Source organism: Bradyrhizobium sp. AZCC 2230, from assembly GCF_036924495.1.
GTDB lineage: Bacteria > Pseudomonadota > Alphaproteobacteria > Rhizobiales > Xanthobacteraceae > Bradyrhizobium > Bradyrhizobium rifense.
The window spans coordinates 2,475,810-2,490,768 of sequence record NZ_JAZHRS010000001.1; the positions used below are offsets into that span (position 1 = coordinate 2,475,810).

The 14,959-nt window shown below is 63.5% G+C and carries 15 protein-coding genes and 1 pseudogene; 8 read left to right on the forward strand and 8 right to left on the reverse strand.

Annotated elements, in window-relative coordinates; all coding sequences use genetic code 11:
* Positions 1–2: 2 nt before the first annotated feature.
* From V1280_RS12110 to V1280_RS12120, 3 genes and pseudogenes are all read right to left on the reverse strand, one after another.
* Complete coding sequence (locus V1280_RS12110) at positions 3–515, reverse strand: hypothetical protein (protein ID WP_334523554.1); 513 nt, start codon at positions 513–515, stop codon at positions 3–5.
* A 109-nt stretch (positions 516–624) separates the two neighbouring features.
* Positions 625–741, reverse strand: a pseudogene (locus V1280_RS12115) (VOC family protein); the annotation flags it as partial.
* 79 nt (positions 742–820) lie between these two features.
* Positions 821–1,972, reverse strand: coding sequence for a zinc-binding dehydrogenase (locus tag V1280_RS12120; RefSeq protein WP_334523557.1), 1,152 nt, complete (start codon positions 1,970–1,972; stop codon positions 821–823).
* A gap of 402 nt (positions 1,973–2,374) precedes the next feature.
* Between V1280_RS12120 and V1280_RS12125 the strand changes: the two genes are divergently transcribed.
* The 3 genes from V1280_RS12125 to V1280_RS12135 all read left to right on the forward strand — a co-directional run bounded on the left by V1280_RS12125 (position 2,375) and on the right by V1280_RS12135 (position 5,498).
* On the forward strand, positions 2,375–3,598 hold the full coding sequence (locus tag V1280_RS12125; RefSeq protein WP_334523560.1) for an MFS transporter: 1,224 nt from the start codon (positions 2,375–2,377) through the stop codon (positions 3,596–3,598).
* Positions 3,599–3,650: 52 nt separating this feature from the next.
* Positions 3,651–4,817 carry an MFS transporter gene (locus V1280_RS12130; RefSeq protein ID WP_334523563.1) on the forward strand — a complete coding sequence of 389 codons (1,167 nt, stop codon included), beginning with the start codon at positions 3,651–3,653 and terminating at the stop codon, positions 4,815–4,817.
* 69 nt (positions 4,818–4,886) lie between these two features.
* Positions 4,887–5,498 carry a PilZ domain-containing protein gene (locus tag V1280_RS12135; protein WP_027536189.1) on the forward strand — a complete coding sequence of 204 codons (612 nt, stop codon included), beginning with the start codon at positions 4,887–4,889 and terminating at the stop codon, positions 5,496–5,498.
* Here V1280_RS12135 and V1280_RS12140 read toward each other — a convergent pair.
* Positions 5,485–5,688, reverse strand: a complete 204-nt coding sequence (locus tag V1280_RS12140; protein ID WP_334523567.1) for a hypothetical protein — start codon at positions 5,686–5,688, stop codon at positions 5,485–5,487. The two genes, V1280_RS12135 and V1280_RS12140, sit on opposite strands and share 14 nt — an antisense overlap.
* A 139-nt stretch (positions 5,689–5,827) precedes the next feature.
* Between V1280_RS12140 and V1280_RS12145 the strand changes: the two genes are divergently transcribed.
* Positions 5,828–6,454 (forward strand): transglutaminase-like cysteine peptidase, encoded by a 627-nt coding sequence (locus tag V1280_RS12145; protein WP_334523570.1) that lies wholly within the window; start codon positions 5,828–5,830, stop codon positions 6,452–6,454.
* 132 nt (positions 6,455–6,586) lie between these two features.
* On the opposite strand, the gene V1280_RS12150 is transcribed toward V1280_RS12145, so the two are convergent.
* The 3 genes from V1280_RS12150 to V1280_RS12160 all read right to left on the reverse strand — a co-directional run bounded on the left by V1280_RS12150 (position 6,587) and on the right by V1280_RS12160 (position 10,101).
* Entirely contained in the window at positions 6,587–7,927 is a 1,341-nt protein-coding gene (locus V1280_RS12150) for a metal-dependent hydrolase family protein (RefSeq protein ID WP_334523573.1), read from the reverse strand.
* A 25-nt stretch (positions 7,928–7,952) separates the two neighbouring features.
* On the reverse strand, positions 7,953–8,516 hold the full coding sequence (locus tag V1280_RS12155) for an HdeD family acid-resistance protein (RefSeq protein ID WP_334523576.1): 564 nt from the start codon (positions 8,514–8,516) through the stop codon (positions 7,953–7,955).
* 361 nt (positions 8,517–8,877) lie between these two features.
* Positions 8,878–10,101: a glutaminase gene (locus V1280_RS12160; RefSeq protein ID WP_334523579.1), complete on the reverse strand. Its 1,224-nt coding sequence runs from the start codon at positions 10,099–10,101 to the stop codon at positions 8,878–8,880.
* A 373-nt stretch (positions 10,102–10,474) separates the two neighbouring features.
* Here V1280_RS12160 and V1280_RS12165 point away from each other — a divergent pair, with 373 nt between their 5' ends.
* The gene (locus tag V1280_RS12165; RefSeq protein WP_334523582.1) at positions 10,475–10,684 is read left to right on the forward strand and encodes a hypothetical protein; all 210 of its coding nucleotides are present in this window, start codon (positions 10,475–10,477) and stop codon (positions 10,682–10,684) included.
* Positions 10,685–10,702: 18 nt separating this feature from the next.
* On the opposite strand, the gene V1280_RS12170 is transcribed toward V1280_RS12165, so the two are convergent.
* Positions 10,703–11,410: a GntR family transcriptional regulator gene (locus tag V1280_RS12170; RefSeq protein WP_148778740.1), complete on the reverse strand. Its 708-nt coding sequence runs from the start codon at positions 11,408–11,410 to the stop codon at positions 10,703–10,705.
* 268 nt (positions 11,411–11,678) lie between these two features.
* Here V1280_RS12170 and V1280_RS12175 point away from each other — a divergent pair, with 268 nt between their 5' ends.
* The 3 genes from V1280_RS12175 to V1280_RS12185 are packed head-to-tail and all read left to right on the forward strand — an operon-like array spanning position 11,679 to position 14,957.
* A complete protein-coding gene (locus tag V1280_RS12175; RefSeq protein WP_334523587.1) occupies positions 11,679–12,665 on the forward strand; it encodes an ABC transporter ATP-binding protein in 987 nt (328 codons plus the stop codon).
* A 43-nt stretch (positions 12,666–12,708) separates the two neighbouring features.
* Positions 12,709–13,998: an ABC transporter substrate-binding protein gene (locus V1280_RS12180; protein ID WP_148778738.1), complete on the forward strand. Its 1,290-nt coding sequence runs from the start codon at positions 12,709–12,711 to the stop codon at positions 13,996–13,998.
* Positions 13,998–14,957: an ABC transporter permease gene (locus tag V1280_RS12185; RefSeq protein WP_334538275.1), complete on the forward strand. Its 960-nt coding sequence runs from the start codon at positions 13,998–14,000 to the stop codon at positions 14,955–14,957. The genes V1280_RS12180 and V1280_RS12185 overlap by 1 nt, the downstream gene beginning before the upstream one ends.
* Positions 14,958–14,959 lie beyond the last annotated feature (2 nt).

Consider the following 14,959-nt stretch of genomic DNA (forward strand, 5'->3'; position numbering starts at 1 on the left):
TTCTAATCCCTGGAGGTCACGAGCCTGCTGAAGCCTCCGGCGAGCTTTGCCTTGGCCCGCACGACAAAGTCTTTAGCCGCATGGCTTAAGGCGCGGATGGCGCGCCAGGCTTCGGTGGCCTGCAGCCATGCCTTCATCTCGGAAAACTTCCCATACACCCAGGCGAATGCCGGAATTCGCATCAGCTTGTCCCGCGTGAGATGGAACAGGCGCTCGACCAGCACGAGCTTGAGCAGCTCGCAGCCGACGAACGCCGACACACCACTCAGGAACTGACCGGTTGCAACGAGGTACGCCGCCAACGGTTTGATCGGCTCCAGAATGATCACGGGCACGGAAAACAGCGCGAGTGACGGATAAGGCGGCAGCGATTTGATCCAGGCGCGCAGCCGCTTGAATTCGAGATGCCGCCCGAGCCAGCGCGAGATCGGCCTCGCCACGGCCATAAACACCGCATCCACCAGAAAGTAGATCGCGGCCAGGATGTAGGTGATGGGCTTCAGGATTCGCTTCACAAAAACTCTCCCGCGAACTCAAAGCCGGAACCTGGGCCTAAGTTTCACCGCGACGTGAATAAGTCGCGGATTCCCTGTGGAACTTTTGGGGCATTCGGTCCCGCCCGTCTCAGATCTCGGCATAAACCTCCAGAAGATTGCCGTCGGGATCCCTAAAGAACAGCGTCCGATGCCCGAACGGCTGGTTCGTCGGTGGCGACAGCAGCGCCACACCCTGCCGCACGAGCGCACTGAGCAAAGCGGAACGCGCGACACGCGCGACCGGCGGCCCCGGATTACGCTGCGCTCCATCCGCGCTCAAGTTCTCACTCCACCAATTCCGGCCAGGGCACGATGGTCGACTTCACCGTCTTCATCGCCATAGCGTCCTTGACGGCCTGTGCAACACCTTCTTCCGTGAACGGATAGATCGTCTGCATCTTCAGCCAGGGATATTTGTCGCGGGTGCGGTAGAGCATGTCGACACCGAGCGGGAGATCATTACCGGTAAAGCCCCAGGATCCCAGCACGTTGAGGTCCTTGGTGCAGATGCGGTGCCAGGAGGTCTCGATCGAGCCCGCGTCGGTGAACTGGCCCATCTCGACATAGGTGCCACCGTCACGCAGCATCTCGATGCCTTCGGGGCCCGCGGTCGGGTGGCCCGAGCAATCCATCACCAGATCGGCGCCGAAGCCGCCAACGATTTCGCGGACGCGCGCGATGCGCTCCTGCGGCGATTTGATCTCCTCGATGTTTACCGTCGCTTCCGCGCCGAATCCGCGCGCGAGCTTGAGGCGCGGCTCTTCCGGCGCGCCGACGCAGATGACGCGCCCCGCCCCCATCTCGCGTGCCGCCGCGACCGCCAAAATGCCGATCGGGCCCGAGCCCTGGATCACCACTGTGTCGGCCCAGGTGAAGCCGCCGGCGCGGGTCGCGCGGTTGAATGCGCGGATGCAGGAGGTCAGCGGCTCCGACAGCGCGCCGAGGCGCAGCGACATGTCGTCGGGCAGCTTGTAGATCTTGGTGCCCGGCAGCATGTCGAGATCGACATAGACATATTCGGCCCAGCCGCCCCACATGTGCGGCGCCTTGTCGAAGCCGAGATAGCGGCCGTAATAGACCGGCGTCAGGCATTTGTTCGCGGTCTGCGGATAATGGATGCAGTAGTAGCATTTGCCGCAAGGCATCAGCGGCGGGATCATCACGTTCGATCCGACCTTGAGCGGCTTGCTCATGAAATCCTCGGTGAACTCGTCGCCGCATTCGACGAGGACGCCGCCAATCTCATGGCCGAGCGTGAACGGCCAGGGCAGCGGCTTCGGCCAATGGCCTTTCAGAATGTGCAAATCGGTGCCGCAGACGCCGCACGCGCCGATCTTGATCAGCGCGCCCTTGCGGCCGACCTTTGGCCAAGGCACGGTCTTGATCACGGGCTCCGAGCCCGGTCCTGCGTGGGTGCAGACGCGGATCTGTTGCATGGCGTTTCCTCGGGGCCCGTCTGTTATGATTGTTGGGTGCGGGCGTGAAGCGAAGCGTATGTGAGATGCGCGCTCGTGCCAAGGTGAGCCTTGTAGCCCGTATGTCGCGCAGCAAAATGTGGGCGCGACGCCTGCCACAAACACCGCCGTCATCCTGAGGTGCGCGCTCTTGCGCGCCTCGAAGGATGGGCAGCGAGCTCCCTTCGCCCATCCTTCGAGGCTCCCCTTGCGATGCTGATGCATCGCAAGGGGAGCACCTCAGGATGACGGCGGAGTGTGTGGCAGCAGTGCATGGCAGATGCCCGAGCACACCCAAGTGTCTTGAGCACTCACCAACGAGCGTGTATGGCCGGATGATATCTTGCCCCTGGTGCCCCCTTGACCCCCCACCCGCAAAATCCCGTGGCCGCGTCCGGCTCGTTCGCGGCGATGAAGTCCGTGCCCTATCGGCTGCAGTTCATCGCCTATGTGTTGGCGATGATGGCCGACAATATCGAGCATGTGATCAGCTATTGGGTGGTGTTCCAGAAATTCCATTCGCCGACGCTGGGCGGGTTTGCCGTGCTGTCGCACTGGCTGCCGTTCCTGCTGTTCTCGGTGGCGGTCGGCGGGCTCGCCGACCGCTTCGATCCGCGCCGCATCATCCAGTGCGGTATGCTGCTGTTCATCGCGGCCTCGGCCGGATGGGGCTTCTTCTTCATCACCGACACGATCCAGATGTGGCACGCGATGCTGCTGCTGGTGATCCACGGCTGCGCCGGCGTCCTTTGGCAAACACCGAACCAGCTGCTGCTCTACGACCTCGTCGGCCCCACAGACCTGCCGAGCGCGGTGCGGCTCAACGCGATGGCGCGCTATCTCGGCATCCTGGTCGGGCCTGCGGTGGGCGGGGTCATCATGCTGACGTTCGGCACCTCGCGCGGCATCATCTTCAATACGCTGTTCTATCTGCCGATGCTGCTATGGCTGTTCTGGGCGCCGGTGCGCGACAGCAGCGTCGCGGTGCGACGCTTCGCCGTGCGCGGCTTTGCTGACATCCTGCTGACAATCCGCGCCATCGGCACGCAGCCGGTGCTGACGGCGATGACGTGGTTGGCCGGCCTCACCTCCTTCATGATCGGCAACGCCTATCACGCCCAGATGCCGGGCTTTGCCGGCGATCTCGGCCATGGCGATCCCGGCGTGTCCTACAGCGTGCTGCTCGCAGCCGACGCTGCCGGTGCGCTGCTCGCGGGCATTGCGCTGGAATCGTGGGGACGATTGAAAGGCACGCCGCGCACCGCGATCCTGCTCGCGACGCTCTGGAGCGTGGCGCTGCTCGGCTTCGCCGCGGTGCGGATCTATCCGGTCGCGATCGTGCTCTTGTTCTTTGCGGGCTTCTTCGAGCTGTCGTTCAACACCATGGCGCAAGCGCTGGTGCAGTTGAATGCGCCGGCCGACATCCGCGGCCGTGTCGTCGGTCTCTATAATATGGCGGGACTTGGCATGAGGGCGTTCAGCGGCATCACCGTCGGCGTCTTTGGTGCTGCGATCGGCATTCACTGGTCGCTGGGACTATCGGCCGCAGTGCTGCTGGCGCTGCTGTCTCTGCTCTATCAGCGCGCGACGCGGAAGACGGAAGGTTGACTCTCGTCCCTCCCGACCGCACGCTCGACAAGCGGGTTGGGGAGTTGAGGCATTGCGTAATCGCTGGGCTATTCTTGCGATCCTGTTCGTCGTTCGCCTCACCATCGCGTTCCAGTTCCAGAGCGTGGCGGCGGTCGCGCCGCTGCTCGAAAAGACATTTGGTGTCGGGCTCGCCGATATCGGAATTCTGATCGGCCTCTATTTCACCCCGGGCGTCGTGCTGGCGCTGCCGGGCGGCGCGATCGGCCGAACCCTTGGAGACAAACCCACGACGATCGCGGCGCTGCTGCTGATGACGGCCGGCAGCCTGGTGATGGCGACCACCGACATCTGGGGCCTGCAGATGGCGGGACGCCTTACCTCCGGCGCCGGCGGCGTGCTGCTGACGGTGCAGCTCACCAAGATGGGCACCGACTGGTTCGCCGGGAAGGAGATCGCAACCGCGATGGCGATCTTCGTCAACTCCTGGCCGGCAGGCGTTGCGATCTCGCTGCTGGTGCTGCCCGCGATCGGCACCGCCTATGGTGCGGGCGCCGTATTCGCCGCGACCGGCGCGCTGAGCGCGATCGGCATTGCGCTGATCATGTTCTATCAGCCGCCGCCGGGCGCAACAGTCAGCGCGGCCAGCTCTGCCCGTCTCGATCGCCTTGCGCTATTGGCGGTGATCGTCGCGGGCATGATCTGGGGCCTCTATAATGTCGGCTTCGCCATGATCTTCTCGTTCGGCCCCTCCTTGCTGGCCGAGCGCGGCTGGAGCATCGCCGCGGCCGGCTCGGCGATCAGCGTCGTGATGTGGCTGTCAGTGGTTTCGGTGCCGGCCGGCGGCTATCTCGCCGATCGCTTCGAGCGGCCCTTTATATTGGCGATTACGGCCAGCCTCGTCGTCGCCGCCCTGCTGGCCTGGCTGAGCCGATCCGACGCTGTGATCACCATCCTCGTCCTGATCGGCCTGATTGGCGGCCATCCGGCCGGCCCGATCATGAGCCTCGCCGCCCGCGTGCTCGTCCCGGAGACCAGGGCGATCGGGATGGGCGTGTTCTATACCCTCTTCTATGCCGCAATGATGCTGGGGCCGGCGGTCGCGGGGCGGCTCGCCAAATCAGCGGGGACCGCGGCGGTCGCGCTCGACCTCGGCGCACTGACGGTTTTGGCCTGCCCGCCCTTGATGTGGCTTTTTGAACGGATCGTGTCGGTTCGTAATCGCCGCGCCAAATCATAACGCGGCATTAACCCTATGCACCTTAGGGTCGTACCGGACTCCGCCCGGGCGGGGGGTCGGGTAGTGAAAATGGCGTTGGCGAACAAAAAATTTCTTCCGGCCGCCGAGGAACGTCGGCGTTTCCAGCGGGTGAAGGTTCACCTGCTCGGCCGTTACATGCTGCCGGATCGCCGTGAATTCCCCTGCCAGGTGATCAATATGTCGCCCGGCGGGCTGGCACTGCTGGCGCCGGGTATCGGTAATGTCGGCGACCGCGTGGTCGCCTATCTCGACCATATCGGCCGGGTCGAGGGCAAAATCACCCGGATCATCGACAACGGTTTTGCCATGACGGTGGGCGCGACGCCGCGCAAGCGCGACAAGCTCGCGGCCCAGCTGACCTGGCTCGCCAACCGCGACATCCTCAATCTGCCGGAAGACCGCCGCCACGACCGTATCGTGCCGCGCAACCCGATCGCGGTGTTGACGCTCGAGGACGGCACCAAGATGACCTGCCGCATCATCGACCTCTCGCTCTCCGGCGCCGCCATCGCCGCGGAGAACCGCCCGCCGCTGAAATCGACGGTTTTGCTCGGCCGGGTCCAGGGCCGCGTGGTCCGAAACCTGGAAGACGGCTTCGCGCTGGAGTTCTTGCACTCGCAGCCGATCGAGACACTCGAAGAGAGCGTTACCGCGCGGTAAAGCGAAAGCACGCCAAAGCCCCTGTTTTTCCAGGCTCAAAGGCGGCCTCCGCGATGCGGACGCCGTCTTTTTCGCGTCCGGATGTCGCCGCATGCCGGTTAACGCGCAGCCCGTTCGCGCGCCCAAACAGCAGTTCCGCCAGCGTTTCCGCGTTAATCCCTACAATTTGAATCAATTGCAGTATTCTCAAATTCTACTCGAATTTTCTTCAAGTACAGATCGAATTCGCCGCGCCTTTTACTTGTATTCGTCTCGACTTGACTTGGTTGACTTAGCGGCAACTCAAAGCTCGGTGCGCAATGTGGTCCCAACAAGAAACGGGGGCCGCAATGTTGGACTTCAGGGGACAGGGGAAGAGACTGGCGATCGCCGCCATGCTCTTCGGGATCAGCGCGACAGCGCAGGCCGGCGAAAGCCGTCTGCTCTACGCGAGCCTCGGCGACACCGCGCGTGCGCCGATCGGCTGGGTCGAGTTTTGTGCAGAGAATGCCGCTCAGTGTCAGGGCGGGCCGACGCAGCCGCGCGACATCGTGATGTCGCAGACCGCGTGGCGCGACCTGACCAAGGTCAATCGCTGGGTCAACGAGACCATCAAGCCTTTGACCGACCAGGAGCACTGGGGCGTCATCGAGAAATGGTCGCTGCCGACCGACGGTTACGGCGATTGTGAAGACTACGTTCTGTTGAAGCGCAAGATGCTGATTGATGCCGGATGGCCGCGCGAGGCCCTGCTCATCACCGTCGTGCGCGACAAGAAGGGCGAAGGACATGCGGTGCTGACGGTGAAGACCGACAAGGGCGAGTTCGTTCTCGACAATCAGAACGAGAGCGTCGTTGCCTGGACGGAGACCGGCTACCGCTTCGTCAAACGCCAGTCGCAGGCCGATCCCAACGTCTGGGTCTCGCTCGGCGACACCAAGCCGGCGGTGTCCACCGCCAGCGCAAGAGATCAGTAAGTCGATCAGCAGGAACGAGACATCGAGTTACGCGACCCGGTCACATCCCCACCCCTCCCCGTCCCAGACCGGTTCGCGCGCGGCCAGCCATCCCCCAATGGCTGGCCGCAACTTTTTTGGAGGACGCGGCCGTCAGCGCGGCAGGATGTTCTTGTAGACCTTGCCGCCCTTCATGATCACCACGAAATTCTTCGCGGGACCTTCGACGAGACTTATGTTGTCGAGCGGATTGCCGTCGACCAGGAGAAGATCGGCGAGCGCGCCCTCCTCGACCACGCCGAGCTTGCCGGGATAGGGATTGCGCAGGCCGGACAGGCTCAGCAGTTCCGCGTTGGTCGAGGTCGCCATGGCCAGCGCTTCAGCCGGCGTGTACCATCGCGTCAGCGCGGCCAGCATCGAGCCCTGCTTCTCAGCCAGCGCCTGCGAGAACAGGACATCGGTGCCGAATGCGGTCTTGAGGTGATATTTCTTTACCAACGCGTAGACGCGGTCGGTGCCGGCGACCACCTGCCGCAGCTTGTCCTGCTCCGCCGGCCCGAGCCCGGCACCCATGGACATATCCAGGAACGGCTGCGTGCTCAGCCAGATCCCCTTCTCCGCCATCAGCTTTGCGCTCGCCTCGTCCATGAGATGGCCGTGCTCGATGCATCTGACGCCGGCGGCGATCGAGCGTTGGATCGCGACCGGCGTATAGGCGTGCGTGGCGACGTAGGTGCCCCAATTGTCGGCGGCCTCGACGGCGGCGCGCAGCTCGGGCTCGGTGAAGGTCGAGACATCCAGCGGACTGAACGGCGAGGCCACGCCGCCGCCCGCGGTGAGCTTGACCTGCGAAGCCCCCTGCATCAGTTGCTCGCGGGCGCGCACGCGCACCTCGTCGGGACTGTCGGCGACCATGCTGCCGCCGATCCGCTCCATGCGGCTGAGCATGCCGCCGATGGTGCGCGGCAGGTCGGAGAGCTGGCGGAAGTCGCCGTGACCACCGGTGATGGTGATGATAGCGCCGGACGGATAGATGCGCGGACCAGCGACGAGGTCCTCGTCGATGGCCTGCTTCAGGCCGAAAGTCGGCCCACCCATGTCGCGTATGGTGGTGAAGCCGCGCATCAGCGTCGCGGTCGCCTCGCTGGCGGCGAGCAGGTTGTTGTAGCCGACATCGTTTGCAAGCGACGCCATCGGCGTCGGACGCACCAGCATGGCGTGCCAATGCGCGTCGATCAGCCCCGGCATCAGCACACGGCCGCCGCCGGCGATGACCTGGCCGGTCCCCGCGATGTCCGCAGTCGAGATCTTCTCGATCTTGCCATCCCTGACGAGGACATTGGACGCAGCTGTAAGCGCGCCGTTTCGTCCGTCGAATATCCGCACGTTGCGGAACAGGACGGCGGTGTCCTGCTGGGCCGGCGCAGGCGACGCGCTGCAGAGAAGCGCTGCAAGCAGCACCGCGAGCCCGGCCCGCACCTTCAATCCCAACATATTCAGTCTCCGCGCCGATACGTTGCTATGCCGTTGCGGCCGCCGGCCGCCACGCAAACGTAAGCCAGCCGATGCCGTGCGACAACAGATCGATGCCGAGCAGCATGCCCAACACCCAGAGCCCGGTCATCGGAAAACCGGTAAGGATGACGAGACCGGCGAGCACGCCGAACAGGCCGGATGCCAGCATGATCCCGCCGCCCTGCTGCCAGCGGCCGATGCCGATCAGGATGCGGACGATCCCGGAGACGAGGAGCGCGAGGCCAAGCGCATAGGTCAGCAGCAGCGCACCGGTCAGCGGCTGGCTGACGAGAACGATGCCGAAGGCGATATAGAGAACGCCAAGCACCACCTGCCAGACAAAGCCGCCCCAGCCCTTGGTCCAGAACGCGTGAAAAATCTCGAAGGCGCCGGTCGCAATCGCCATCCAGCCGATGAACAGCGCGCTGATCACGGTGAAGAAGGCAACGTCGCCCAGCACCATCAGCCCCGTGAACACCATGAAGAGACCCAGGAGCACGCAGACCCAGCGAGGCGGCTGCGGCAGGCCGGTCGCGCCCATCGGCGCGCTATGATCGTAAGTCGTCATGACATCCTCCCTCGGTTAATGCCAACGCCAGCCGCAATGACGGCGGCCACGATGCCACCAGCACACCCAACGCCGGCGCCGCCGGTGCCATGATGGCGGCCGGTGTGGTGGCCGATGAGGTGGGCGGTGCGCCGGCGGCCTTGGCCGGGTCGATTGCGCATAAACCCGTCCCGCGGGTTCGCGTCTGATCGAAGCTGGTTGATCGAGTGGCGACGCATCCGCCAAAGCAGCGGCATCCTGCGGCCACAAGCTCACGCCTGCACCTGCGATGATGACGCCTCCAAACATGATACGCAGCGCGTCGCGGCGATCCATCTCACTCATGGCAATCTCCTTCCAAGTCCCCGGCCCGTTCTCGGACTCACGTTTTTGCAGCAGCCTCATCGCCCGGAATCTCGCCCGGCAGATAGTTCGGCAGCCGTCCCGCCGGGATGATCGCGATCAACGCGAGACCGGCCATGATCAACAGTCCCATCTTCAGCGCGCGCCGCCGCGCCTCGGTGTTGACGCGAACAGCTTCCGCGACCTGCTCCGGCGTACCGTTGGTGCGTTCGAGCGCGCTGCGCAGTCGATCGTTGCTGACGAAGGTGATGTTGCCAAGGTCGACCTGCGCCTGGAGCTCCGGCGTCAGCACCGGGCTCGCCGTGATCTTGCCGAGCGCAATGCTGCTGAGCAGGCCGACCAGCAGCGCCCCCGCGACCGCCGTGCCCAGCGCCGCGGCGAGATTTTGCGTGGTGCCGCGCAACGAGCCGACATCGCCGGCGAGCGCCTTCGGCGACGCCGTCACCAGAACGTTGAATAGCAGCGTCACCAGCGAGCCTTGGCCGATGCCGAACAGCACGAGCCCGAACAGCACGGGGACCTCGCTCCAGTCGTTGCGCACGACAAAGGCGAGCCAGACCAGCGCGATGGTGCAGAGCGCAAAGCCGTAACGGCCGATCTGCCGCGGCGTCAGCCGATCGAAAAAATTGACGATCAGCATCGCCGAGAAGAAGACGGTGAGGTTGAACAGCCGTGCGGTGCTGCGATTGCGGAAATTGGTCTGCGACGCTGACGCATAGACCTCTTCATTGAGGGGCAGTTCGCGGCCGGCGAAGCGCGACAGATCGTCATGGATGAACTTCCACCGCGCTTCAGCAGTGGCACCTGGCGCGAGGCTGGTCGTTGCAATGGCGCCGGCATTCACCATCGGATTGGTGCGACCGCTGCCCTGCTCGATGGCGGCGAGCGAGTTGAAAGCAAGGCCGGTCGCATTCGCGCCGAGCTTCGCCCGCGCCTCCTCTGGCCCGATCGTCTCGCAGACCAGCGCAAACAGAAACGGCTTCGACACGCTCATGATGGAGAATTCGTAGTCGACGTCTCCGGCGCCATAGACACTCCCGCTGGTGCCGACCACGCAGACGCCGAACAACTCGCTCGGAACCCGCGCAAGCGCCGGATAGACCTGCGAATTCTCACCATCGCGATTTGATTTGAAGCGCCGCTGCGCCTCATTGACCAGCGACTGTACATTGTCTGGAGCCGGCAGGTGGCCGGTCGAGACATAGGCCGGTTCCCGCTCCTCGACGGCCGAACGCGACGCCATTGCACTACTCCGCGGAACGGATTCGGCTGTTGCCGAAACAGATCCAGAACTCACCGCGCGACCGTAAGTTGATGCTCATGGTCCGTCGAAGTCAATTTGCAACTATAGAGCGATTTTGCAATTCAGCCATACGAGTCCGAATGAGATACCTCTCGCGAAGCATTTACTCGGGAAATTTTGGCAAATGAGTCAGCGAAGCTGCCTCGCTTGCATCGAAATCTAATCAAGATCGAGCATCGCGCGCGACCTCAAGACAACGCAAGATTGCAACTCAAACTGACAGGCGTACGATCGGGCGATCTGCGCGACAGGAGACCAATGGGGCGAGAGGTGGGCTTAAACACAGACCGCGCAGCAAGTCGCGAGGCGTAACATGGTGGCACAAGCAAGTGACGGACCCATCCTGCTCGTCAAGAAACTCGGCGGGCTCTTCGCAATCATTATCGGGTGCCTGCTGACCGCGGTCGGCGTGACCTTTGAATCCGGCGGCACGACTTTCATCGGTGTGCTGCTGCTGGTCATTGGTGCTGTTCTGCTGGTGCTGAAGATCGTCAGGCGCAACGAAGGATCTTCGCTGCCCTGACCGGCCGACGCGGTTCGCTTACGCGCCCAGCACGTCTGCGAGCCGCAACTCGTCGGCAGCGGGATCCTTCAGGAACAGCTCGGCCTCGATCTCGTTCAGATGCGACAGCATCTGCGCGCGCGCAGCCAGCTTGTCGCGTTTGCGGATCGCGGTAACGATCTCGGCGTGATGAGCGGTGCCGCAGGCCGGCGTGTCGTGACGGCGATAGAGCAGGATGATCAGCGAGGAGCGCGCAATCAGCTCTTTCAGGAAGCCGAGATAGATGCTGTGGCCGCTCATCTCCGCGATGAGCCGGTGAAACTCGCCGGAGAGCCGGACCGAGGCGCGCGCGTCGCCACGCAGCTCCGCCTCGCGCTCCTCGGCAAGATGCTGCTGAAGGCGATTGATCCACGCGGGCGAAACGGCGTCGACAGCGTGATCGACGATTGTGGGCTCGATCAGCCGACGCGCTTCGAACACCTCGCGGGCATCCGCCGGCGTCGGGCGCGCGACGAAGGCGCCGCGGTTCTTCTCGATGTTGACGATGCCCTCATGCGCGAGCTGCTGCAGCGCGGTGCGGACCAGCGTACGGCTCGCGCCATAGATCTCGCCGATCTCGTCTTCGCCGAGCTTGGTGCCCGGCAGCAGGCGATGCTCGAGGATCGCCGCAGTCACGCCCTCCCTGATCCGGCTGACGCGATCGCTCACGTCGGGCGCATCGGATTTCGGGCGGGATTTGGCGGCCATTCGTTCGAAGGACTGGGTTTGAGGGCTCGGTCGACGACGCTGAGTCTTGATGGTAATCGACGAGCTGTATCCAATCACAGGCGAAACTTTATACAATCTTCGCCCATTTCGTGTGCACATCCCTACCCGGCCCGTGCGCCGCACAACCACACCGGATTCGGTCTAACGACCTGACTCCGCTGCACAGTTTTTAAATTCGACCAAATTTGCGCTGTTGGCACGGACCTTGCGGAGAGAGGCGGAACATTGCCCCTCTCGCGGACACGCCATGGCCACTCCTGCCGCTCTCGAACTGGTCGCCGTCACCAAACGCTATGACACGACGCTGGCGGTCGACACCGTCAATCTGAAGATTCCCGCCGGCACCTATTGCTGCCTGCTCGGCCCCTCCGGCTGCGGCAAAACCTCGACCCTGCGCATGATCGCAGGCCATGAGGCGGTCAGCGAGGGCGACATCATCCTGGGCCCGCAGAACGTCACCGATCTCGAGCCGGCCAAGCGCGGCACGGCGATGATGTTCCAGTCCTATGCGCTGTTTCCGCACCTGAGCGTGCTCGACAATGTTGCGTTTGCCCTGAAAATGCGCGGCGTCGACCGTGCGACGCGGCACAAGCGCGCCGGCGAACTGCTTGAGCTCGTGGCCATGACGCCCTATGCGGCGCGGCTGCCGGCCCAGCTCTCCGGCGGCCAGCAGCAGCGCGTCGCGCTCGCCCGCGCCCTGATCACGGAGCCGCAGATCCTCCTGCTCGACGAGCCGCTGTCCGCACTCGATCCGTTCCTGCGGGTGAAGATGCGCGGCGAGCTGAAGCGGCTGCAGCGCGAGCTCGGCATCAGCTTCATCCAGGTCACCCACGGCCAGGAAGAGGCGATGGCGCTCGCCGACCACATCGTGGTGATGAACCAGGGCAAGATCGAGCAGCAGGGCACGGCCCGCGACATCTTCCACCATCCCCGCACCGAATTCGTGGCGCGCTTCATCGGCGGCCACAACGTCCTCAGCGACGCCGGCAACCTCATCGCCGTGCGCGCCGATCAGCTCGGCATCAAGCCGGTCACTGACGGCGCGTTCGGCGCATCGGCGCTGCTGACCCAGACCGAGTACCAGGGCTCCTACGTCGCCGTCTCGCTCACGCTCGACGACGGCACCGCCCTGTTCGCCCACGTTTCCGAAGCCACCTTCGACGTCCACCCGTTCCGTCCGGGCGATCGCGTGCTGGTCACCTGGGATCCCGCCAAGGCGCAACGCCTGCAATAGCGCCGTCATCTTAGAAAATGCGCAACACAGAGGAGTGATTGGAATGACCGAGACCACCAAAAAGACCGGCGTTAGCCGCCGCACGCTACTCAAGAGCACCGCAGGTCTGGCCGGCCTTGCCGCCGGCTCCGGGGCGATCACCGGCTTCCCCTACGTGATGTCGGCAGAACCGAAGGTGCTGCGCTATCTCGGCACAGCCGTGAACGAGGGCGACGACATCTCGAAGCAGTGCCTGAAGGACACCGGCATCAAGATCGAATACATCACCGCGACCACCGACGACGTCACCAAGCGCGTGATGACCCAGCCGAATTCCTTCGACGTGCTGGACACCGAATATTTCTCGCTGAAGAAGCTGGTGCCGTCGGGCAACATCCTTGCCCTCGACTCCAAGAAGATCAAAGAATTCGATAACATCACCCCGGTCTTCACCAAGGGCGAGACGCCCGGCGGCAAGAAGATCGGCAATCAGGGCACCGCGCCCTGGAAGGTGCTGTATCTCGAAGGCAAGGACTCCAAGACCTTCTCCAAGACGGCGACCGAGTTCGTCACGCTGATCCCGACCGTCTACAACGCCGACACGCTCGGCATCCGCCCCGACATCATCAAGCGCCCGATCAGCTCCTGGGCTGAACTGCTCAACCCCGAGTTCAAGGGCAAGGCCTCGATCCTCAACATCCCCTCGATCGGCATCATGGATGCCGCGATGGTCGTGGAAGCCACCGGCAAGTACAAATATGCCGACAAGGGCAACATGACCAAGGAAGAGATCGATCTCACCATGAAGGTGATGACCGAGGCGAAGAAGGCCGGCCAGTTCCGCGCGTTCTGGAAGGACTTTAACGAGAGCGTCAACTTGATGGCTTCGGGTGAGACCGTCATCCAGTCGATGTGGTCGCCGGCGGTGACGAAGGTGCGCTCGATGGGCATCGCCTGCACCTTCCAGCCGCTTAAAGAAGGCTATCGCTCCTGGGCGTCGGGATTCTGCGTCTCCAAGGGCGTCTCGGGTCCGAAGCTCGACTGGGCCTATGAGTTCGTGAACTGGTTCCTGTCCGGCTATGCCGGCGCCTATCTCAACCGCCAGGGCTATTACTCGGCCGTGCTCTCGACCGCGAAAGCCAACATGGAGCCCTATGAGTGGGCTTACTGGATGGAAGGCAAGCCGGCCGAGAAGGACATCAAGGCGCCCGACGGCTCGCTGCTGGAGAAGGCAGGCGCCGTGCGTGACGGCGGCTCCTACGAGGAGCGCATGGGCGGCGTCGCGTGCTGGAACGCCGTGATGGACGAGAACGACTACATGGTCCGCAAGTGGAACGAGTTCATCGCCGCGTGATGGATACGTCGGAAGACATCCTGCAACAGCCATCCCCGGACCTGGTCCGGGGATCGGAGACGGCGCGCCCTGCAAAAGCGGCGCGCCTGTCGCCCTCCTTCATCTCCTGGCTTCAGGCCGGGCCGATGATGCTGGTGTTTCTCGCCTTCTTCCTGATCCCGCTCGTCTTCGTCGTCATCGTCTCGTTCTGGGACTACAACGAATATCAACTGCTGCCGACCTTCTCCGGCCGCGGCTACACCGACACGTTCGAAGGCTGCATCGCGCAGCTGCCCGATCTCTGCACGATCGGCCGAACCTATGTGAAGACGCTAAAGCTCTGCGTGATGGTGTGGGCGATCACGCTCTTCATCGGCTTCTGGGTCGCCTACTTCCTCGCCTTCCACGTCAAGTCCAAGACCTGGCAGATGGGATTGTCGCTGCTCTGCACGATCCCGTTCTGGACTTCCAACGTGATCCGCATGATCGCCTGGATTCCGCTCTTGGGTCGCAACGGCCTGGTGAACTCCGGGTTGATCAAGAGCGGGGTGATCAACCAGCCGCTGGAATGGCTGCTGTTCTCCGAATTCTCCGTGGTGCTGGCGCTGGTGCACCTCTTCACCTTCTTCATGGTGGTGCCAATCTTCAATTCGATGGTGCGTATCGACAAGTCGCTGATCGAGGCCGCCTATGACGCCGGCGCCACCGGCTTCCAGACGCTGGTCAACGTCATCATCCCCCTCGCCAAGCCCGGCATCGTGATCGGCTCAATCTTCGTCATCACCATCGTGATGGGCGATTTCATCACCATCGGCGTGATGGGCGGCCAGCAGATTGCCTCTGCCGGCAAGATCATCGAGACACGGGTGAACGCGCTGCAATTCCCGGCCGCGGCCGCAAACGCCGTGATCCTGCTGATCATTACGTTCCTGATCATCACCATGATGTCGCGCATCGTCGACATCAAGAAGGAGCTGTAGGC